A 20168-nucleotide genomic window follows, 5' to 3' on the forward strand; every position below is an offset into this window, starting at 1 on the left:
CGCCGCGCATGGCCTACGACGAGAACCTCGCCAACGAGATCCGCGAACTCGTCGCCTCCGAGCCCGGCGTCGAAGAGAAGCGCATGTTCGGCGGTCTCGCGTTCCTGGTGAACGGCAACATGTCCGTGGCCGTCAGTGGCCAGGGCGGCCTGCTGGTCCGGGTACCGGCGGACGAGCTCGAAAAAGTGCTGCAGCGCGCTCACGTCAGCCCAATGGTGATGGCGGGCCGCGACGTTCGCGGCTGGGTGAGGGTGGAGCCCGCCGGGATGCGGACCAAACGACAGCTCGAGGGCTGGGTGACCCGCGGTGTCGGCTACGCGCGCAGCCTGCCGGCCAAGTGACCGGCGCGGTTTGCTAGCACTCGGCGCGGGTACGTGACCAGGTATGTCCGAACGCCAGCAACTGGTGCGACGGCTGCTCGACGTTGCCGGGACCACCTACGCCGCCGAGGCGCGAATCAAGCTCGCCGACAAGCCGATGCCGCTGTTTCAGCTGCTGGTCATCTGCATGCTGGCCAGCGAGCCGATCGATGCCGCCATCGCCATGGGCGCCGGGCGCGAACTGTTCACGGCGGGCCTGCGCACGCCCAAGGCGGTGCTGGCCTCGGATCGGCAAGCCATGATCGACGCCTTCGGCCGCGCCCAGTACGTCCGCTACGACGAAAGCTCGGCCACCCGCCTCACCGACATGGCCGAACTCGTGCGCGACGAGTACTCCGGCGATCTGCGGGAACTCGCGGACCGCAGTGGACGCGACGTCACCGCGGCGAAGCGGTTACTCAAGGGTTTCACGGGAATCGGGGACACCGGGGCCGACATTTACCTGCGCGAGGTGCAAGACGTGTGGACCTGGGTGCGGCCGTATTTCGACGACCGCGCCACCGCCGCGGCCAAGCAGCTGGGTCTGCCTACCCAGCCGGCAAAGCTCGGAGCCCTTGCGCCGCAAGGCAACGCGCGGCTGGCGGCCGCGCTCATCAGGACGTCCCTGGACGACGATCTGCGCCGGCGGGTGAGCGGTTGACCGTGCGGATCGGTACCTCCGGGTGGTCCTACAACCATTGGGCCGACGTGCTGTACCCGCCTGGCCTGCCCACCGCGCGCCGGCTCGCCCGCTACATCGAGGTGTTCGACACCGTCGAATTGAACGCGAGTTTCTACCGCTGGCCGAAGGATTCGACCTTTGCGGGATGGCGTCAACAGTTGCCGGACGGCTTCAGGATGTCGGTCAAGGCGCATCGTGGACTGACTCACTACCGCCGTCTGGCGTCCGCCGGGCCGTGGATCGAGCGCTTCGAGCGCTGTTGGGAACTGCTGGGTGATCGCGCCGGGGTACTGCTGGTTCAACTGCATCCCGAGCTGCAGCGCGACGACGCGCGCCTGGATGCCTTCCTGGGTAGCGTGCCGGCGTCGATCCGGGTGGCCGTCGAGCTGCGCCATCCGTCGTGGAACGACGAGGCCGTCTACGACTTGCTGGCCCGCCGCCGCGCCGCCTACGTGGTCATGAGCGGCGCCGGGCTGGCGTGCGTGCCGCGGGCGACCGCCGATCTGGTGTACATCCGGATGCACGGGCCGGATCAGGACGCGATCTATGCGGGCTGCTACTCGGACGACGAGCTGCGCCGGTGGGCGGACCGGATCGCCGCGTGGCAGGACGAGGGCAAGGACGTGTGGATGTATTTCAACAACGACCTGGGTGGCCACGCCGTGCGCAACGCGCTGACGTTGCAAGAACTTTTGCGGTGACCCGGCGCGAGTAGGCTGGAAATGTCGACTGCAGGACGGAGTGACAATCATGGCCAGCTCTATCACATTCGTCATCATCGGCGGCGGACTTGCTGGAGCAAAAGCGGTAGAAGCATTGCGCGACAGTGGGTTTGACGGGCAACTCAGCTTATTTGCTGAAGAGAAACATCTGCCCTACGAGCGACCTCCGCTTTCCAAGGAGTATCTGGCTGGGAAGAAGTCGCTGACCGATTTCACCGTGCAGAACTCCGACTGGTACCGCGACCACGATGTCGACCTGAGGCTCGGTTCGCGGGTGTCGGCCGTGAACCCCGCCGAACATAGCGTCGCGCTTCCCGACGGCACCACCATGCGGTACGACAAGCTGCTGCTGGCGATGGGATCGGCCTCCCGGCGGCCGCCGATACCCGGGTCCGATGCCGACGCCGTCCACTATCTGCGCACCTACGACGATGCTGTGTCGCTGGATTCGATTCTCACCGAAGGATCTTCGCTGGCCGTGGTGGGAGCCGGCTGGATCGGCCTGGAAGTGGCCGCCGGCGCCCGCCAGCGTGGCGTCGACGTGACCATCGTCGAGACGGCCAAGCAACCGCTGGTGGCCGCGCTGGGCGAAACGGTGGGTGAAGTGTTCGCCCGGCTTCATCGCGATCATGGCGTGGACTTGCGGCTCGAGGCGCAGGTGGAGGAGATCACGACAACCGGCGGCAAAGCCACCGGACTGAAAATGCGCGATGGGTCGACGGTGCCGGCTGATGCGGTGTTGGTGGCCGTCGGCGCTGAGCCGAACGTCGAACTCGCCGAACAAGCCGGGCTCGCCATGGGCTCGGGCTCTCAGGGCGGCGTGCTGGTCGATGCGTCACTGCGCACCAGCGATCCGGACATCTACGCGGTCGGCGACATCGCCGCCGCAGAGCACCCCCTGTTCGGCGGCCGGATCCGCACGGAGCACTGGGCCAATGCGCTCAAGCAACCCGCGGTGGCGGCGGCCGGGATGCTCGGCAACCCAGGCGAATATGCCGAACTGCCCTATTTCTTCACCGACCAGTACGACCTCGGGATGGAGTATGTCGGGCACGCGCCCGGCTTCGAGCGCGTGGTGTTCCGGGGCGACGTTGCCGGACGTGAATTCGTCGCATTCTGGCTAGACGGCGACGACCGGGTGCTGGCCGGGATGAACGTCAACATCTGGGATGTGCTCGACGATGTCAAAGCGCTGATCAGGTCCCGGAATTCCGTCGACCCCGACAGGCTGGCCGACGCGGAGGTCCCGCTGGCCGAGTTATTGGGCTGACGGTTCAACGGGCACCCACGTCCCGTCAATCACGTCGGGCGGGCGCTGCACCTGCAACCTTTCCCGTTCGGCGCGGCGGCGTTTGATCCGCAGCCGGGCGTCGCCCGGCATGGTGGCCAGCTCGTCACACGTAAGGTAGTACACGTCCTCGACGGCGTCGATCAGGTCCGCCGCGACTCGACGGGATCCCAATTCCCGCAACGTCATCCGGAGTTCATGGGTGAATCGCAGAGTGGTGTCGTGGGCCAGCTCGCGGGAGTCGCGAGCGCTGGTGGCCAGCCGCTGGGCCAGCGTCGGCGGCGGCGCGTCGGTCGAGGCGGCGTCGGCCACCGCGACTTCCCCGGCCGCGCGCAGCAGCATCGCCGGATCGTCGGCATACGTCTGGCTGGCCAGCTCGGCCTCCCCGGGACCACGGTGCGCGACGCGGGCGACGGCCGCATCCACCGCGGCGGCGGTGGTGGGTGACAACGCGCGGATGCTGGCGAGATTGCCTTCCTGGGCGAGCGCACACAACGGCGGGTCGGCCCGCAGCACCGCGGCCAGCTCGGCGGTCTCGGTCGCGACCATGGTGCTGTCCATGATCATGTCCACCCCGGGCACGCTGCGCGCCGCCCTGCTGCGCTCCAGCGCCGCCGCGGTGACGCCGGAATCGATCAGCCACAACGCGGTGAGGATCCAGCCTTGGTGAATGCGGTCCCGCAGCAAGCGAATCCGGACTTCCAGGCCGGCGTCGGGCAGCGACCCCAACTGCGCGGCGTCGAGGTGTTCGGTTTCGGCTGCCGCGCCGTACGCCCGCGTGTCGGACTTGAGATGGCGCAGCAGGGCCAGCGATCGCCCCGCGACGACGGCTTTGGCGACGTAGCCGAGAGCACCGCCCGCCAGCGCGGGCTCACCGAACGGCAGGGGGTCTCCGACATGCGGCCGGCCGACGAAAGCGTTGCGGGCGACGGCATCCTGGTCCCAGCCGGGCAACTGCGCGGCCGCGACCATGTTGACCGACACCCCGACATAGGCCCGATGACCGAACACGGCGACGGCCCTGTTGCCCCACTCCTCGCCTACCACGTCGCCCAGCGCCAGCACGTGACTGAGCACCCGGTTCGCGGCGCGCAATCCGCTCAGCTGAACATCCAGCGTGATCGGGGTGAGCGGCCCGGGCAGCGCCTCGCCGAGGTTGCCCGCACTGAAAATCGGGAAGCGCGGATCGACCCGGTCGTCGAATTCGCCCTCGACGCCCTCGGGCGCCGCGCTGTGCTCGTCGCCGGAGGGATCGGGGCGTGGGGCAACCTCGACCGGGAGCGCCAGTTGGCGCCCGTGGCCCGTGGCACCCACGGCGGTGATCTGACGGCCGACCAGGCCCCGGGCGGTGTCGGCCACTGCCTCAAGCGCCTGCCAGCCGAACTCGAACGCCCAATCCTCTTGCACCGCAGCGATATCCATGTCCGGAATGAGCCGGGGCCAGCTGCGCACCCGATTCAGCCGGGACCGCGGATCGGCGGATCGCAGCATCCGCCACGCCGTGATCACATTGACGGTGTCCGGGGAGGCGAGGTCCACCACACCGGAGCGGTCGGTGTTCAGCGCCGAAACCAGGAAGCGCACCAAATCGTCGACGTGCAGCACCCGCATCGGGTCCGCCGAAACCTTGGTGCGCAGCAGCGTGGCCACGGTGCGGCACACCATCCAGTCGAGCTGCCGGCCCACCGGCGGGGCGATCCGGACAACCAGGCTGGGCCCCCAACTGGTGGACACCAGTTCCTCGGCAGGCTTGAACAGTTCCGGCCGTCCCGCGGCCTGGGACACGAACAGCAGCCGGGCGCCGGCGCGCGCGGCCACATCGGTCACGTGCGCGAGGCCCTCGATATCGGCGCTGCCGGGTGCCGTGATGTCGATGGGGGCGAGGTGGATCACCGCGTCGGCTTCCTCGGCGAGCTCCCGCAGGACCGGGTTGCGCAGCGATGCGCAAACAAGGTCGACGTTGCGGTCAAGGCAGGGATGCGGCCTCTCAGCAATGCCGCTGACCGTGTGCCCGGCAGCGACCAACTGCCGTGCGACCAGCCGCCCAAGTGCGCCGGTGGCGTCGGTAACCAGGATCTGCACCTGGGTCTCACCTCCCCGACCTCAAACTAAACAATAGGCAAGACGGCATGACCTAGCGACCGTTACCGGGCAAACGGCACCCTGAGCTGGCGGGAAAGTTTCGCCGGGTTATTGCAGCGTGGCGCTGCCGTCCGCGGCGACGGCAACCTTGGCGCCGCCGATGTCTTCACGCACGGTTACCTGCGCCGCCGCGCCGTCCGTGATCAGGGCGAGGGTCCGCGCCCCGTCGGGCGTGCGCACGGCCAAGAATGCCTTTTCCGGTCGCCCCTCGCGATCGAACGGCGTCGTCCACGCTTCCACCGTGCCGACGCCTTCCCACTCCACCAATCCCTCCCGGGTGGGCTCTCGGTCGACGACCGGTTGCACGTCCTCCCAACGGAACTCGGCGGGCGGCTCGGTGCTGTACACGCCGAAGCTGTGCTTGGTCAGGTAGCCGCCGTTGGCGGTGATCAGGCCGCGCCGCCCGGGATTGGCCGCCAGCAACTCCGCTATGGTGGCGATCGAGTGCATCACGTAGTTGCTCCACGGGCCGCCTGCGAACGTCAGACCCCCGGTGACGGTGAGCGGGCGGGCGGGATCGTCGACGGGCAGGCCCAGTTCGGCCGCCGCCACCTGAACGGCCGAGGGAAAGCAGGAGTACAGGTCGACGTAGTCGACTTCGTCGATGCCCAGGCCCGCCAGCTCCAGCGCCCGGCCTCCGCCGATCCGGATGGCCGGAGAGCGATGCAGCTCGTCACGCTCGGCGATGGCGGAGGTGTCATGCGCGTCGGTGCCCGCGTGCGGGTAGATCCAGCGATCGGCGGGGATCTGCAGGCGCCTGGCCTGCTCCACCGAGGTCAAGACGAGCGCGGCGCCCTGATCGACCATGTTGTTGGAGTTCATCAGCTTGGTGTACGGCCAGCTGATCATCCGGTTCTGCGGGCCGGGCTCGCAGATCTCCTCGGCGGTCACCGGTTTGCGGATCCATGCGTGCGGATTGTCGACCGCGACGGCGTTGAAGCGGGCCCACAGTTCGCCGATGCGCTTGCGGTGGTGCTCAACCGATTCGCCGTTCGCAATCCGCAGGGCTTGCTCGAACAGCGGGTAGACGAAGGCCGGCCGGTCGAGCCGGATCCTGATCTCCGCGTCGCCGGCCATCGGGACGTCGTCGCCGCTGACCTCGGCCATTGGGACCGAGTCGTCCTGAACGGTCCACTCGAGTTTGCCGCCCTTGGCCCGCAGGCCCCGGCGGGTGCGCCACGTCTCGGCGCCGGCCAGCAGCACCACCTGAGCGCTGCCCCGCTGGATGTCCAGGCACGCCTGGTTGACCAGCGACTGCGGCACGTTCCCGCCGACGGGGCTGTACAACGTGGTGAAGTCCATCGCCCCGATCCGCTGGCCGAGCAGCAGCCCGGGATCCCGATAGTGCGCCGACAGGATGTTCACCACTCGGATGGAATCCACGGCCTCGATCACCCGCGAATCGGCGGCTCGCCGAGCGGCGGCCGCCATCAGGTCCACCGGCTCGACGGACCGCTTCTCCGGGTCGATCTCGTCGCGGTGGTTGACCTGGCCGAAGCCGATCAACACCGGTGTCCTGGGGTGCACGGTCATACGACGAATTTAGCGTGGCTATCGATCAGTCTGGTCGCGCGGGCCGGATTCGGCGCGCGTTATGGGGGACCGAACAGCACGCCGTCGCTGATGAGGCGGTCGATCTCCTGCGGGCTCATGCCGAGCAGCCTGCGGCAGACGTCGACGGTGTCCTGGCCGGGCAGCGGCGCAGGCCGCTGGGGCGCCCGCGGGATGTGCTGGAACGGCGCGGGGCCCGTCTCGGCCGGCAGCGGACGCTCGATGAGGGGGTGCAGCATCTCGGCATAGACTTTCCGCTCGACCAGCTGGGGGTCCTCCAAGATGTCCGGCGGCCGGTTCATCGGCCCGGCCGCAACCCCGGAGGATTGCAGCAGCTGGGCGGCCCGGACCGGGGTGCGCGTGCGGGTCCAGGCCGACACCAATTCCACCAGCTCCCGCCGGTTCGCCAGCCGCGCCTCGCCGGTCGCGAAGCGCGGATCGTCCGCCCATTCCGGGTGATGGAAAACACCTGCGGCGCAACGCCACTCGTCGTCGGATTCGATCGAGATGACGCACCACTCGTCGTCGCCCGCGCACGGATAGACGGCGTGCAGGCTGCTGGCCTCGGAGATTCTCGGCACGCCCGCGGCCAGGGCGGCCTGGGTGACGTACAAGGTGTCGAGTTGGTTGATGACGGCTTCGGCTTGCGAGATGTGCACGTGCGACCCGCCGCCCGTCCGGTGGCGGTGGATCAGCGCGGCCAGCGCCGCGATCGCGGTGATCCGCCCGACGACGTGGTCGGGAAAGATGGTCGTCGCGTCGTAAAAGGCATGCCGTCCAGCGTGATTCCGGTTCTCCGGTTCGTCGGCCGTCCACAACCGGGTGACACCGGTCGCGGCGCGCACCAGCGGCCCGTAGCCCATCCGGGTGCTCCACGGGCCTTCGTCGCCGTAGGCGCTGCTCTCGGCGAGCACGACCCTCGGGTTGACCGCACGCAGATCGTGGTAGGAAAAGCCGAGCGCGGTAAGCGTTCCCGGCTTGAAGTTGGCGAAGACGGCGTCGGACTCGGCGACGAGCCGGGTGAAGATCTGCTTGCCCGCCGGGCTGCGCAGGTCCAGGCCCATCGCCAGGTGGTTGCGATGTGTCCAGGCGAACGACTCGCTCATGGCTTCGCCGACGCGGGCCTGCCGCAACCCGTCCGGGTATTCGGCGCTTTCGACTTTGATGACCTCGGCGCCGAGGTCGCCGAAGAGCCGGCTCAGCTCGCCGCCGGCGACGATGATCCCCAGATCCAGGATGCGAAGGCCCGCAAAGGGATAGTCGCCGACACGGCCGGATGGCGATTGCACGACCGCCGGGTTCCCCCGCCAGCCCGGTCCGTCCCACCCCGCGGCCGGGGCCGGGCTGCGGAAACCCGCGTGCCGCCCGTCGACGACGAAATAGCCGGTCGGCACGCTGGTCCGCACCCCCGGGACGAGCTCGGCGTCGGTGATCGCGCCCACCGCCTGAAAATGCTCGGAATTCATCGCCCACGACGGCGTCAGTACGGCGGCGATCGGCACGCCGTGAGCCTGCCCCGCGGCCACCAGATCCTTCATGGTCTGTCCGGCGAACAGCGCCTGGACCAGCTCGCTGATCTGGGGCCACGCAGCGAAGCGTGCGCCGATCACGTCGTATTTCGGGTCCTGGAAATCGTCCGGCTCGCCCAGCCAGCGCCGCAGGCCCCGCCATTGGCGCGGCGCCATCACGCACAGCCGGACGTAACCGTCCTTGCAGGGGTAGATCGGGTACGCATCCTGGTTCTTCGGGCGCCCCCGCCACTGCCCGCTGCGCCTGATGCCGGCGGCGACCTGTCCGTGCGCGCCGAACGCCGGGTCGAGCGACATGACCACGGCGTCGAAACGCGAGAAGTCAATGTATTCGCCTGTGCCGGTACGCAATCGGTTGTAATACGCCACAAGGGTTGCCCACGCCGCCTGGGCGGCGGCGGTGGCCGACGCAATACCGTCCGGTGGCAACACGGGGGTACCGGTGGTGGGGCCGGATCGTGACAGGGAGCCGCACATCGCGTACAACACCGGATCGGTGGCCCGCCACAGCGACCGCGGCCCGGTCGCGCCGAAGTCGGTGATTGAGAGCACCACCAGATGCGGGTGCTGGGCGGCCAGTTCCTCCACCGACGTCCCGAAGGTCGGCGCCTCCCCATAGAAGCCGTCGTCGACGACGATGTCGGCCTGGGCGGCCAGGTCGAGGAACACGCCGCAGTCGTCCTCGTCGAACGGGTCCAGCACAACGCTGCGCTTGTTCGCGTTGTGCACGGCAAATGGGATACTCGCACCGGCCAGCGTCGGCCGCGCATCGCGCGCCGGGCTTCCGGTGGGGGGTTCGACCTTGAGCACGTCGGCGCCCAAGTCGGCGAGCAGGCGCGTCACCGCGTCGCCGTTGCCGCTCGACAAGTCGAGGACGCGCACGGCGTCGAGCAACCCGTCGGACATCAGCACACCGTACCCGCCGGTGCGGACGGTCGCCCCACCAGCCAAAAAGCCAACCCGGCAAGCTGATTGGGAGGGCGAACTCGCGGTCGGCTATCGTCACAGGCCGATCGGCGAGGCCACGGGCGAAACGATCCGACGGAGGCATCTGATATGAGCGCGCACTTGACCTACATCGAGGCGGTGGTGGTCGGCGCGTTCCAGGGCGTCACCGAGCTGTTCCCGGTTTCCAGCCTCGGGCATGCGGTGTTGGTGCCCGCGGTGGTCGGCGGCCGGTGGGCCGAAGACCTGAGCGTCTCGGCCCCCGAATCGCCCTACCTGGCGTTCATCGTCGGCCTGCATGTGGCCACCGCCGCCGCGTTGCTGGTGTTCTTCTGGCGGGACTGGGTGCGCATCGTGGCCGGATTTGTGTCGTCATTGCGGCATCGCCGGATCAACACCCCCGACGAGCGGCTCGCCTGGCTCATCGTGGGGGCCACCATTCCGGTCGGGCTGGCGGGGCTGGTCCTGGAAAAGACGTTCCGCACCACGCTCGGCAAGCCCATCCCGGCGGCGATTTTCCTGCTGCTCAACGGCATCGCACTCTACGCGGGCGAAGTTCTTCGCCGGCGCGTCGCGCCCGGGACCGACCGCGAGCAGAGGGTCGGCGAACAACCCGCGCACACCGGGGAGGCCGTGGACAACCGCCTGGCCCAGCTCCCCCTGCGCCGCGGCATCCTGATCGGCGCTGCACAGATCCTGGCGCTGCTGCCCGGCATCAGCCGTTCGGGCATCACCATGGTGGCCGGCCTGTGGCGCGGCTTGTCCCACGAGGACGCCGCCCGGTTCTCCTTCCTGTTGGCGACGCCGATCATCCTGGCCGCCGGCGTGTACAAGATCCCGGAGTTGTTCGGACCTCAAGCGGCCGGGATAGGTGGCCAGGTGCTGGCCGGCAGCATCGCCTCCTTCGTGTGCGCCTACCTCGCCGTGCGGTTCCTGACGCAGTACTTCCAAACCCGCACCCTCACACCATTTGCCATCTACTGCGCCCTGGCCGGCGGCGCCAGCCTGGTGTGGCTCGCCATCAGCTGACGTTGTCGTTGACGACCGGCACGAATACTGGCCGTAGCCTGGCTGGAGGTACGAAGTAACCGACGAGTCGAGGCAACGCGCATGAGCCGCTCCGGGTCTGAAGGCACCGGACCACGCCAGGAGTCGGTGTGGGACTACCCACGCCCGCCCCGCGTCGAGCCGTTCACCGGTCGCATCACCGTCGAGTTGGGTGGTGTAGTCATCGCATCCACCCGTCGGGCCTGGCGGGTGCTCGAGACCAGTCATCCGCCGACCTATTACCTGCCGCGCGACGCGTTTACCGAAGGAGCCCTGCGTGAGGCGTCCGGTAGCTCCTGGTGTGAATGGAAAGGCCGGGCAACCTATTACGACCTGTTCGGCGGCGGCGTCGTCGCCCCGAAATCGGCTTGGAGTTATCTGAGTCCGACGCCCGGATTCGAAGCCATCGCCGGGGCGGTCGCGGTGATGGCCGCCAACGTCGACCGCTGCACGGTCAACGGAGAGGTCGTCGTGCCCCAACCCGGCGGCTTCTACGGCGGCTGGATCACCAGCTGGGTGACCGGCCCGTTCAAAGGCGTTCCCGGCTCGACGGGTTGGTGATGGTGCCGCTACACCGGTTCTATCCGGTAACGAACCAAGCGCCGCGTGTCATTGCCGAAAACCGCTGTGCGGCAAGTCCCGTCGGTCCGCCAGCCGTCACGCTCGTAGAATCGTCGAGCGTCGGTGTTGCCCTCCAGCGCCCACAGCACGGCGCCCGACACACCGACTTGCCGCAGCCGCGCCCGGGCGGCCGCCATCAGCGAGCTCCCCACCCCCGCACCCAGTTAGGCCGGGTCAACATACAGCGCCACCAGCTCACCGGCGTTCGGCGGGTCGTTTTCGCGGCACAGGCCCGTGGTGGCGAAGCCGCGGATCGCCGACCCGTCGACCGCGACCAAGGTGGACGGCATCCGCAACCCCACGCGGCCGAAGGTGTAGCGGTCGACTAACGCCTCCGGGGTGAGGCTGTCCAGGTAGTCCTGGGCGATGAGCCCCCGGTAGGCCGACCGCCATGACCGCACGTGCAAACAGGCCACCTCGTAGGCGTCCGCCAGGACCGCCGCACGCACCTGGGTCATCGTTGCAGTATTCGACGATCTGGGGTCAGATTGCCTAGTTGACACCCGTCAAGACTTCCGGAGGGTACGAAAATGGCAGACACGGCGTCCGTTGGGCTGAAGGTCCGCGGCAAGGTAATCGTGATCACCGGCGGCGCCCGGGGCATCGGGTTGGCCACCGCGACCGCGTTGCACAATCTGGGCGCCAAAGTGGCCATCGGTGACATCGACGAGGTGCGGGTGAAGGAATCCGGCGCCGCGCTGGGCCTGGACGTGTACGGCAAGCTCGACGTCACCGACCCGCACTCGTTCGCGGACTTCCTGGACGAGGTCGAGCGCCAACTCGGCCCGATCGACGTGTTGGTCAACAACGCCGGCATCATGCCGCTCGGCCGGATAGTCGACGAGCCGGACGCCGTCACCCGGCGCGTCCTCGACATCAACGTCTACGGCGTCATCCTGGGCAGCAAGCTGGCCGCCCAGCGCATGGTCCCCCGCCGATCCGGACACGTCATCAACGTCGCGTCGCTCGCCGGGGAGACCTACATCGCCGGGGCGGCCACCTACTGCGCCAGCAAGCACGCGGTGATCGGCTTCACCGATACCGCCCGGCTCGAATGCCGAAAGGCGGGCGTGAAGTTCTCGGTCGTCATGCCGACGTTCGTGAACACCGAATTGATCGCCGGCACCTCGGGGGCCAAGGGGATCAAGAACGCCGAACCCGCCGACATCGCCGAGGCGATCGTCAAACTGGTGGCGCATCCCCGGCCCCGAGTGCGGGTCACGAAGACGGCCGGCGCGATCATCGCATCGCAGAAGTTCATGCCCCGTGCACTGTCCGAGGGGCTGAACCGCGCGCTCGGCGGCGAGCACATCTTCACCGACGACGTCGACCCCGAGAAGCGCAGGGCCTACGAGTCGCGGGCGCGCGGCGAGGAGTGAGCACCGCGTCGGGCGCCGTTCACCGCAGGCGCGGACAATCGGCGGGGTGAGCCTAGATACCCAGACAACCGCTCCCCTTGCCGACGACGAACTCGACCTGATCAACGCATACTGGCGCGCCGCCAACTATCTGTCGGTCGGACAGATCTACCTGCTGGACAACCCGCTGCTGACCGAACCGCTGTCGCCCGAGCACGTCAAACCGCGGCTGCTGGGCCACTGGGGCACCACCCCGGCGCTGAACCTGATCTATGCGCACCTGAACCGGATCATCCGCGACCGCGACGCCAGCGTCATCTACGTCACCGGGCCCGGCCACGGCGGCCCCGCGCTGGTCGCGAACGCGTATCTCGAAGGCACCTACAGCGAGGTGTACACCGGCATCGAGGAGGACGCCGAAGGGCTGCGAAAGCTGTTCCGGCAGTTCTCTTTTCCCGGCGGCATCCCCAGCCACGTCGCCGCCCAGACGCCCGGCTCCATCCACGAGGGCGGTGAACTCGGCTATGCGCTGGTGCACGCCTACGGCGCGGCCTTCGACAACCCCGATCTGGTTGTGGCCTGCGTGATCGGCGACGGCGAGGCCGAGACCGGGCCGCTGGCCGCCAGCTGGCATTCCAACAAATTCCTCAACCCGGTCACGGACGGCGCGGTGCTGCCCATCCTGCAGCTCAACGGCTACAAGATCGCCAACCCGACCGTGCTCGCGCGTATCCCCCACGCCGAACTCGAGGCGCTGCTGCGCGGCTACGGCTACCGGCCCATCACGGTCGCCGGTGACGACCCGGCCAACGTGCACCAGCAGCTGGCGGCCGCGCTCGACGACGCCTTCGACGACATCGCGGCCATCCGGGATGCCGCGCGGCACGGCAACCAGGTGGAACGGCCCGTCTGGCCGATGATCGTGCTGCGCACCCCTAAGGGCTGGACCGGCCCGAAGGTGGTGGACGGCAAGAAGGTCGAGGGCACCTGGCGAGCGCATCAGGTTCCGCTGGCCGAGACGCACGACAATCCCCAGCATCGGGCGCAGCTCGAGGAGTGGCTGCGCAGCTACCGGCCTGAGGAGCTTTTCGACGGCGACGGCAAGCTGCGCGCCGAGCTGCGGGCGCTGGCGCCCCGCGGCGATCGCCGGATGAGCGCGAACCCGCACGCCAACGGCGGCCTGCTGCTGCACGACCTCGACCTGCCGGACTTCCGCGACTACGCGGTCACGGTGTCGCGGCCGGCCGCGGTGACGCACGAGGCGACCCGGGTGCTGGGAACGTTCCTGCGGGACGTGATCGCGCGCAACTCCGACCGGTTCCGCCTGATGGGCCCCGACGAGACGGCCTCTAACCGGCTGGACGCCGTCTACGGGGCGACGGCCAAGGTCTGGCTCTCCGAGCTCGGGCCCGACGACGAGAACCTCGCCGCCGACGGGCGGGTGATGGAGGTGCTCTCCGAACACCTGTGCCAGGGCTGGCTGGAGGGCTACCTGCTGACCGGCCGGCACGGCCTGTTCAACTGCTACGAGGCGTTCGTGCACATCGTCGACTCGATGCTCAACCAGCACGCCAAGTGGCTCGCCACCAGCCTCGAGCTGCCGTGGCGGCGGCCGATCGCGTCGCTGAACTACCTGCTGTCCTCGCACGTGTGGCGCCAGGACCACAACGGCGCGTCACACCAAGACCCCGGCTTCATCGACCTGGTGGCCAACAAGCGGGCCGAATTGACCCGGGTGTACCTGCCGCCGGACGGCAACACGCTGCTGTCGGTGGCCGACCATTGCCTGCGCAGCCGCGACTACATCAACGTCATCGTCGCCGGCAAGCAGCCGGCGCTGGCCTACCTGGACATGGATCAGGCCATCGCGCACTGCGCGCGCGGCGTGGGCATCTGGCCGTGGGCGAGCACCGCCACCGGCGAACCCGACGTGGTGCTGGCCTGCGCCGGGGACATCCCGACGCTGGAGACCCTGGCCGCCGCCGACATCCTGCGCCGCGAACTGCCGGAGTTGGCGGTCCGGGTGGTCAACGTCGTCGACCTGATGCGGCTGCAGCCGGATTCCGAGCACCCGCACGGTCTGCCGGACAAGGAGTTCGACGCGCTGTTCACCCGCGATAAGCCGGTCATCTTCGCCTACCACGGCTACCCCTGGCTGATCCACCGGCTCACCTACCGCCGCACCAACCACCCGCACATCCACGTGCGCGGGTTCAAGGAGCGGGGCACCACCACGACGCCGTTCGACATGGTGATGCTGAACGATCTGGACCGCTTCCATTTGGTGATGGACGTCATCGACCGGGTCGAAGGGCTGGCCAGCCGGGCCGCCGAGCTGCGCCAACGGATGGTCGATGCCCGGCTCGCCGCGCGCATCTACACCCGTGAGCATGGCGAGGATGACCCGCAGATCGCCGGCTGGACCTGGGAGTCGAGCGAGCAGAACGAACATAGTGAGTGATGGGAGCGAGACGACCGATATGCCTGGGAGTCGCCGAGATTGCCGTCACGGCTGCCCTTGGGGCGTCCATCACAACCGTGACGGCAATCTCGTTTGGCCGTCGCGGCGGGGGCCACCGGTAAGCTGGACGAATGCCTGACGCTGCCGAGACACCCGACATTCACCATCCGGTGATCTCGCAGCTCTCGGCGCTGCACCGGGTTCGCATCCACCTCGACATCGCCGTCGTCGTCGCGGTCTTGGTGCTGACCAACCTGGTCGCGCACTTCACCACTCCATGGGCCGCCATCGCCGTCGTTCCCGCCGCCGCCGTCGGCCTGGTGTTCCTGATGCGCGCCAACGGTCTGGACTGGGCCGATCTGGGCTTGGGTCGCGAACACTGGAAGTCGGGGCTGGGCTACGCGCTGGCCGCGGTGCTGGTCGTGGCCACGGTGATCGCCGTCGGGGTGCTACTCCCCATGACCCGGCCGATGTTCCTGAACCACCGCTACGCGACGGTGTCCGGCGCCCTGATCGCCTCGATGGTCATCATCCCGCTACAGACCGTGATCCCTGAGGAGCTGGCGTTTCGCGGCGTGCTGCACGGCGCGCTGCATCGGGCGTGGGGGTTCCGCGGCGTCGCGCTGGCGGGATCGTTGCTGTTCGGGCTGTGGCACGTCGCGACGTCGCTCGGGCTTACCAGCAGCAACGTCGGCTTCACCCGAATTCTCGGCGGCGGCGTCGTCGGGATGCTGGCCGGGGTGACCGGCGCCGTGCTGGCCACCGGAGCGGCGGGATTCGTCTTCAGCTGGCTACGCCGTCGCAGCGGCAGCCTGATCGCGCCGATCGCGCTGCACTGGTCGCTGAACGGCCTGGGGGCGCTGGCCGCCGCCCTGGTCTGGCACCTGACGGCCTGAGGCCGGTCATACCAGCAGCACCGCCGCGCCGGCGATACGGCCGGCGCTGAGATCGGCCAACGCCCGATCCGCTTGGCTCAGCGGGTATTCCGGCGTGGTGACCTCGATGTGGTGCCGGCCCGCGAAGTCGAGGAACGCGCGCGCGTCGGCCCGGGTGTTGGAGGTGACCGAACGGACCTGGCGTTCCTGGAATAGGTGACGCTGGTAGTTGAGCACCGGGATATCGGACAGGTGGATGCCGGCGATCGCCAGGGTGCCGCCGCGGTCCAACGCTTCCAGCGCGGGCAGCACCAGCTCGCCGACCGGCGCGAACAGGATGGCCGCATCCAGCGGAACCGGAGGCGGGTCGGCCGCGCCCTGCGCCGACGCCGCGCCGAGCTGCATCGCCAGTTCACGCGCCTCGGCTCCCCGCGTCATCACGTGCACCTCGGCGCCCTGCGCCAATGCGACCTGCGCGGTGATGTGGGCGCTACCGCCGAAGCCATACAGACCCAGCCGTCCGCCCGGCGGCAGCTCGGCGCGCAGCAGGGAGCGATAGCCGATGATGCCGGCGCACAGCAACGGCGCCAACTCGCTGTCGCTGTAACCGCTCGGCAGTGGGTGCGCGAAAGCGGCTGGAACCGTGGCGAATTCGGCGTAGCCGCCGTCGGCGTCCCAGCCGGTGTAGCGAGATTGAGGGCAGAGGTTCTCGTCGCCGCGGCGGCAGTACTTGCACACGCCGCAGGTGTGGCGCAGCCAGGCGATCCCCACCCGGTCTCCCACCTGAAATCCGTCGCCCGCCTCGGGGCCAACCTCGACGACTTCGCCCACCACCTCGTGGCCGGGCGTGACGTGGTCGCGGTGTACGGGCAGGTCGCCCTCCGTGACGTGCAGGTCGGTGCGGCACACCCCGCAGGCCCGCACGGCGACCAGCAACTCCGCCGGTCCGGGGCGCGGGACGTCGGTGGTGAATTGCTCCAGCGGGCCGGTGTCCATCGGACCGGGCCGGCGCACCCGCCACGCGCGCATGGTCGTGGTGGTTAGCGGTGGAACCATTCGTCCATCATGCCGCTAACCACCACGGCCGCAACGTGCTAACTGATCAGGTCCGCCGCACCATGCCGACGATCCAGAGCAGGATCAGCGACCCGAGCAGTGCGGTGAGGAAGGTGAAGATAAGGCCACCACCCGCGGTGTTGACGAAGAAGCTCAGGATGAAGCCGCCGATCAACGCGCCGATGATGCCGATCACGATGTCCATCAGGATCCCGGCGCCACTGCCCCTGATGATCTTGCTGGCGAGCGCACCCGCCAGACCACCGATGATGATGTATCCAATGATTCCGACGCTCGTGAACGTTGTTGAGCGGGCCAGATATTCGGTAGCTGCCATGACGTCCATGCGGGTCTCCTTGCAATCGCTGGCAAAGCCCAGCGAGTTGCTGGGCCATCATCTCGGTATACCCGCTTTGCGTAACGGAAGAGGTTCCGTTTCGGAGACGGTTGGCGCATCATCCGGACGCGCCGATCGCACGTTAGGTCGATTGCGTCCGCTGTGGTGCCGGCGCTGGGGCGGGGCTGACCTCTCCCGCCGCCGCCGGCGCCGGAGCCGGTGAGGGCGCCGGGGCTCCCGGAGCCGGAGCGGGTGCCGGGGCTTCCGGAGCCGGAGCCGCCGGCGCGGGTTGGGCGCCCGGGGCCGGCTGTGCACCAGCGGCCGGCGCGGGCGGCCCCGCCCAGGGCTGGATGGACTCCGCCAGCGCCTTGGCCGCGCCCTTGTCTACTGGGTCGTTTGCCGTACCGAGCCACACCACGAACCAGCGTTGCGGCGGTCCGCCGTTGGGCGTGTTCGCGGCGGGCAGCCCGACGACGCCCGTCCAAATCTGGCCATTGGGCTTGGAGGCGTCGCTGAACTTGACCTCGTAGTACGACGCGCTGCCGGTGACGCCGTTGGCCCCGGTGAGTGGGGTGCTTTCCTGGTTGATTCGGGTGCCCGGATACGGCAGGAAGAACTCACCCATGTCCGAGCCCAGCCGCACCGCGGCCTTGGAGTTGTTGGCTTCGGCACTGGCATAGAGCTTCTGGTCCAGCCGGCCCATCACGATGCGGGTGTCGTTGGCCACCGGCGGCGGCTGGTCGGGCAGCGGCGGCTGCCCCGTCGTCTTACTCAGCAGCGCCGAGCCGTAGTCGAGGTGGGACGCGTCCGACTCCACCCAGCCGGGGGGAAGCACGTAGCTGAAGCCACCCACGGCGTTGGCGATCCGCCCGGCGTTCGGGTCAGCCGGCGGCGGAGGCGGCGGCGCGTTCGGGTCGACGGGCGGTGGTGGCGGTGGCACGGGCGCGTTCGGATCGACCGGTGCCGCAGGAGCGCCGGGCGCCGCAGCGGGAGGTGGGGCGGCCGTCGTCGCCGGCGGGACTGGAGTCGGGACTTCCGGGTCGGCGTACGAGGTCGCGGGCAAAGCGATCGTGACGGCGCTGGCACTGGTCACCGTGGCTATCGCCAGCGTCGCCCACAGGCCTTTGCGACGTGTCGAGTTGGGTTCCACCTGGTCCATGGCGACGAACCTACCGTGTTACCGCTGTGACGCAAGGAGCCTTGCGGACAATTGCGATGCCGTTTTTCCGATGTTGCCGATGTGCAACCCACCGCGCGGCCAGGCGCTCAACTGCGCCCCTCAGTGCGCCACCGGATACAACGCCACCTCATGGGCTTTGACGGAGAACCACACCTGCTCTCCGGGCGCCAGCCGCAGCTCCGAGGCGGCATCGACGGTGATCTCCGCGGCCAGCCCGGGGGCGCCATCGGGTTGCTGCTCGCCGCGCACCAGCACCGCCGACCCGCGAATGTCCATCTCCGCCACCGTCACCTCGACCGTGTTACGCGGGCTGCCGTGCGGCCGCTCCCGATAAACCGCCACCGCCGTGGGCGGGAAGACCGCGATCGCGTTCCGTCCCTCGGCAAGCTCGTCGCCTCCCTCGATGGTGGGGGCCGCGTGCCAGCGGGCGCCCGAGCGCGCCTGCAGCGAGCTGTCGGGGCCGACCGTCCCGTTGACCAGGTTGATGCCGGCGATGCGCGCCCCGAAGTGGCTGCGCGGCGCGGTGAGCACGTCGGAGACCGGGCCGATCTCGGAGACCTTGCCGGCCTCCAGCACCAGCACCCGGTCGGCCAGCGTGAACACGTCGAGCAGGTCGTGCGTGATCAGCACGACCGCGCACCCGGTGCGGCCGACCGCGCCGCGCAACACCGCGCGGATCCCCGCGGCCGCGGCGACGTCGAGACCCGTCAGCGGCTCGTCGAGCAGCAACACGTCGGGCTCGGCGGCCAGCGCCCGCGCGATCGCCACCCGCTGGGCCTGACCGCCGGACAGCTGGCGCGCCTTCCGGTCGGCCAGCGGCTCGGCGTCCACCTCGCGCAGCCAGCGCAGCGCCGTCGCCTTCTCCGCGGCCCGGGCCGGGCGCAGCCGGCCACGACGGCTGTGCGGCCCGAACGCCACGTTGGCGGCAACGCTCATGTGCGGGAACAACAACGGGTCCTGCAACAGCAGGCCGACGCGGCGGTCATGGGTTGCCACGTCCACCCCGGCCTCGGTGTCGGTCAGCACCCGATCCCCCAACCGCACCAACCCGCGATCCGGGCGAATCAGCCCCGCGATGACGTGTAGCGCGGTCGACTTGCCCGCGCCGTTGGGTCCGAGGACCGCCAGCACTTCGCCCGCCGATACGGAGAACTCGACGTCCAGCTGGCGGTCCGCCACAACGGCGCGCAGCTGCAGGTCACTCACGGTTGCCTCGCCTCGGTGACGGTCAGCCGACCAGCGCCCAACCCCAACACCACCACCGCCGCCACGGCCACCAACAGGATCGACAACGCCACCGCCGCGTCGGCGTCGGTGACCCGCTGCAGGTAGATCTCCAGCGGCAGCGTGCGGGTGACTCCTTGACGGGACCCGGCGAACGTCAGCGTCGCGCCGAACTCCCCCAGCGAGCGGGCGAACGCCAGCACCGTCCCCGACATCAGGCCCGGCAGCAGCAGCGGGAGGGTGACCCGCCACCAGACGGTGCTGGGACGCGCCCCGAGGGTCGCCGCCACGACCTCGAAGTCGGCGCCGGCGGTACGCGCGGCCCCCTCCAGGGAAATCACCAGGAACGGCAGCGAGACGAACGTCTGCGCCAACACCACCGCGGTGGTGCTGAACGCGATGCTGATGCCGGCGGCTTCGAGGTACCGGCCGAGCAATCCGAGCCGGCCGAACGCGTAGAGCAGCGCGATCCCACCCACCACCGGCGGCAGCACCAACGGCAGCAGGATCAACGGCCGCAACAGCCGCACCGGCCGCGCCGTGCTGCGGGCCAGCACCAACGCCATCGGCACGCCCAGCAGGACGCACAGCAGGGTGCTGGCCACGGCGGTCTTGAGGCTGAGCAGCAGGGCCGTCCGTGACGACGGGCTGGTGATCAACGACCAGAAATTCGGCCAGTCGACCTTGATCGCGATGGCCAGCAACGGCAGCACCACGAACGCGGTCCCCACCGCGGCGGGGAGGTACACCCACCGCGGCAGATCCGTGCGAGGCTCTCTAATACGTGCTCC

Annotated in this window: 19 protein-coding genes; 9 read left to right on the forward strand and 10 right to left on the reverse strand. The window is 69.2% G+C overall.

What is annotated here, in order from left to right:
• Nucleotides 1-8 precede the first annotated feature (8 nt).
• Genes A5758_RS20510 through A5758_RS20525 form a run of 4 tightly spaced genes read left to right on the forward strand, consistent with a single transcriptional unit; the run spans nucleotide 9 to nucleotide 3033 of the window.
• Nucleotides 9-341, forward strand: coding sequence for a TfoX/Sxy family protein (locus tag A5758_RS20510; protein ID WP_067743725.1), 333 nt, complete (start codon nucleotides 9-11; stop codon nucleotides 339-341).
• Between the two features lie 43 nt (nucleotides 342-384).
• Nucleotides 385-1020, forward strand: coding sequence for an endonuclease (locus A5758_RS20515; RefSeq protein ID WP_067743728.1), 636 nt, complete (start codon nucleotides 385-387; stop codon nucleotides 1018-1020).
• Entirely contained in the window at nucleotides 1017-1742 is a 726-nt protein-coding gene (locus tag A5758_RS20520; protein WP_067743731.1) for a DUF72 domain-containing protein, read from the forward strand. The genes A5758_RS20515 and A5758_RS20520 overlap by 4 nt, the downstream gene beginning before the upstream one ends.
• A gap of 49 nt (nucleotides 1743-1791) precedes the next feature.
• The gene (locus A5758_RS20525; RefSeq protein ID WP_067743734.1) at nucleotides 1792-3033 is read left to right on the forward strand and encodes an NAD(P)/FAD-dependent oxidoreductase; all 1242 of its coding nucleotides are present in this window, start codon (nucleotides 1792-1794) and stop codon (nucleotides 3031-3033) included.
• Here A5758_RS20525 and A5758_RS20530 read toward each other — a convergent pair.
• The 3 genes from A5758_RS20530 to A5758_RS20540 form a co-directional block, all read right to left on the reverse strand.
• On the reverse strand, nucleotides 3022-5133 hold the full coding sequence (locus tag A5758_RS20530; RefSeq protein ID WP_067743737.1) for an NAD-dependent epimerase/dehydratase family protein: 2112 nt from the start codon (nucleotides 5131-5133) through the stop codon (nucleotides 3022-3024). The two genes, A5758_RS20525 and A5758_RS20530, sit on opposite strands and share 12 nt — an antisense overlap.
• A 108-nt stretch (nucleotides 5134-5241) precedes the next feature.
• The gene (locus A5758_RS20535; RefSeq protein ID WP_067743740.1) at nucleotides 5242-6726 is read right to left on the reverse strand and encodes an acetyl-CoA acetyltransferase; all 1485 of its coding nucleotides are present in this window, start codon (nucleotides 6724-6726) and stop codon (nucleotides 5242-5244) included.
• 59 nt (nucleotides 6727-6785) lie between these two features.
• Nucleotides 6786-9179 carry a CoA transferase gene (locus tag A5758_RS20540; protein WP_369816470.1) on the reverse strand — a complete coding sequence of 798 codons (2394 nt, stop codon included), beginning with the start codon at nucleotides 9177-9179 and terminating at the stop codon, nucleotides 6786-6788.
• A 150-nt stretch (nucleotides 9180-9329) separates the two neighbouring features.
• Between A5758_RS20540 and A5758_RS20545 the strand changes: the two genes are divergently transcribed.
• Together A5758_RS20545 and A5758_RS20550 are read left to right on the forward strand one after the other, a co-directional pair.
• Complete coding sequence (locus A5758_RS20545; protein WP_067743746.1) at nucleotides 9330-10247, forward strand: undecaprenyl-diphosphate phosphatase; 918 nt, start codon at nucleotides 9330-9332, stop codon at nucleotides 10245-10247.
• Between the two features lie 81 nt (nucleotides 10248-10328).
• The gene (locus A5758_RS20550; protein WP_067743749.1) at nucleotides 10329-10826 is read left to right on the forward strand and encodes a DUF427 domain-containing protein; all 498 of its coding nucleotides are present in this window, start codon (nucleotides 10329-10331) and stop codon (nucleotides 10824-10826) included.
• Nucleotides 10827-10834: 8 nt separating this feature from the next.
• Here the strand turns inward: A5758_RS20550 and A5758_RS26345 are convergent, their stop codons facing one another.
• Nucleotides 10835-11038 carry an N-acetyltransferase gene (locus A5758_RS26345; RefSeq protein WP_255377754.1) on the reverse strand — a complete coding sequence of 68 codons (204 nt, stop codon included), beginning with the start codon at nucleotides 11036-11038 and terminating at the stop codon, nucleotides 10835-10837.
• Between the two features lie 12 nt (nucleotides 11039-11050).
• Complete coding sequence (locus tag A5758_RS26350) at nucleotides 11051-11344, reverse strand: hypothetical protein (RefSeq protein ID WP_231987368.1); 294 nt, start codon at nucleotides 11342-11344, stop codon at nucleotides 11051-11053.
• A 72-nt stretch (nucleotides 11345-11416) separates the two neighbouring features.
• Here A5758_RS26350 and A5758_RS20560 point away from each other — a divergent pair, with 72 nt between their 5' ends.
• The 3 genes from A5758_RS20560 to A5758_RS20570 all read left to right on the forward strand — a co-directional run bounded on the left by A5758_RS20560 (nucleotide 11417) and on the right by A5758_RS20570 (nucleotide 15601).
• Nucleotides 11417-12265 carry an SDR family oxidoreductase gene (locus tag A5758_RS20560; protein ID WP_067743752.1) on the forward strand — a complete coding sequence of 283 codons (849 nt, stop codon included), beginning with the start codon at nucleotides 11417-11419 and terminating at the stop codon, nucleotides 12263-12265.
• A gap of 46 nt (nucleotides 12266-12311) precedes the next feature.
• The gene (locus tag A5758_RS20565; RefSeq protein WP_067743755.1) at nucleotides 12312-14705 is read left to right on the forward strand and encodes a phosphoketolase; all 2394 of its coding nucleotides are present in this window, start codon (nucleotides 12312-12314) and stop codon (nucleotides 14703-14705) included.
• A 131-nt stretch (nucleotides 14706-14836) separates the two neighbouring features.
• Nucleotides 14837-15601 (forward strand): CPBP family intramembrane glutamic endopeptidase, encoded by a 765-nt coding sequence (locus A5758_RS20570; RefSeq protein ID WP_067743758.1) that lies wholly within the window; start codon nucleotides 14837-14839, stop codon nucleotides 15599-15601.
• 6 nt (nucleotides 15602-15607) lie between these two features.
• On the opposite strand, the gene A5758_RS20575 is transcribed toward A5758_RS20570, so the two are convergent.
• The 5 genes from A5758_RS20575 to A5758_RS20595 form a co-directional block, all read right to left on the reverse strand.
• Nucleotides 15608-16636, reverse strand: a complete 1029-nt coding sequence (locus tag A5758_RS20575; protein ID WP_067743761.1) for a zinc-binding alcohol dehydrogenase family protein — start codon at nucleotides 16634-16636, stop codon at nucleotides 15608-15610.
• Between the two features lie 46 nt (nucleotides 16637-16682).
• Nucleotides 16683-16982: a GlsB/YeaQ/YmgE family stress response membrane protein gene (locus tag A5758_RS20580; RefSeq protein WP_067743764.1), complete on the reverse strand. Its 300-nt coding sequence runs from the start codon at nucleotides 16980-16982 to the stop codon at nucleotides 16683-16685.
• 133 nt (nucleotides 16983-17115) lie between these two features.
• On the reverse strand, nucleotides 17116-18132 hold the full coding sequence (locus A5758_RS20585) for an alanine and proline-rich secreted protein Apa (RefSeq protein WP_067743767.1): 1017 nt from the start codon (nucleotides 18130-18132) through the stop codon (nucleotides 17116-17118).
• 120 nt (nucleotides 18133-18252) lie between these two features.
• A complete protein-coding gene (locus tag A5758_RS20590; RefSeq protein ID WP_067743770.1) occupies nucleotides 18253-19359 on the reverse strand; it encodes a sulfate/molybdate ABC transporter ATP-binding protein in 1107 nt (368 codons plus the stop codon).
• Nucleotides 19356-20159, reverse strand: a complete 804-nt coding sequence (locus A5758_RS20595) for an ABC transporter permease (RefSeq protein WP_197504003.1) — start codon at nucleotides 20157-20159, stop codon at nucleotides 19356-19358. Before A5758_RS20595 ends, A5758_RS20590 begins: the two co-directional genes overlap by 4 nt.
• Nucleotides 20160-20168: the final 9 nt, after the last annotated feature.

Source organism: Mycobacterium sp. 852014-50255_SCH5639931, from assembly GCF_001665605.1.
GTDB lineage: Bacteria > Actinomycetota > Actinomycetes > Mycobacteriales > Mycobacteriaceae > Mycobacterium > Mycobacterium paraffinicum.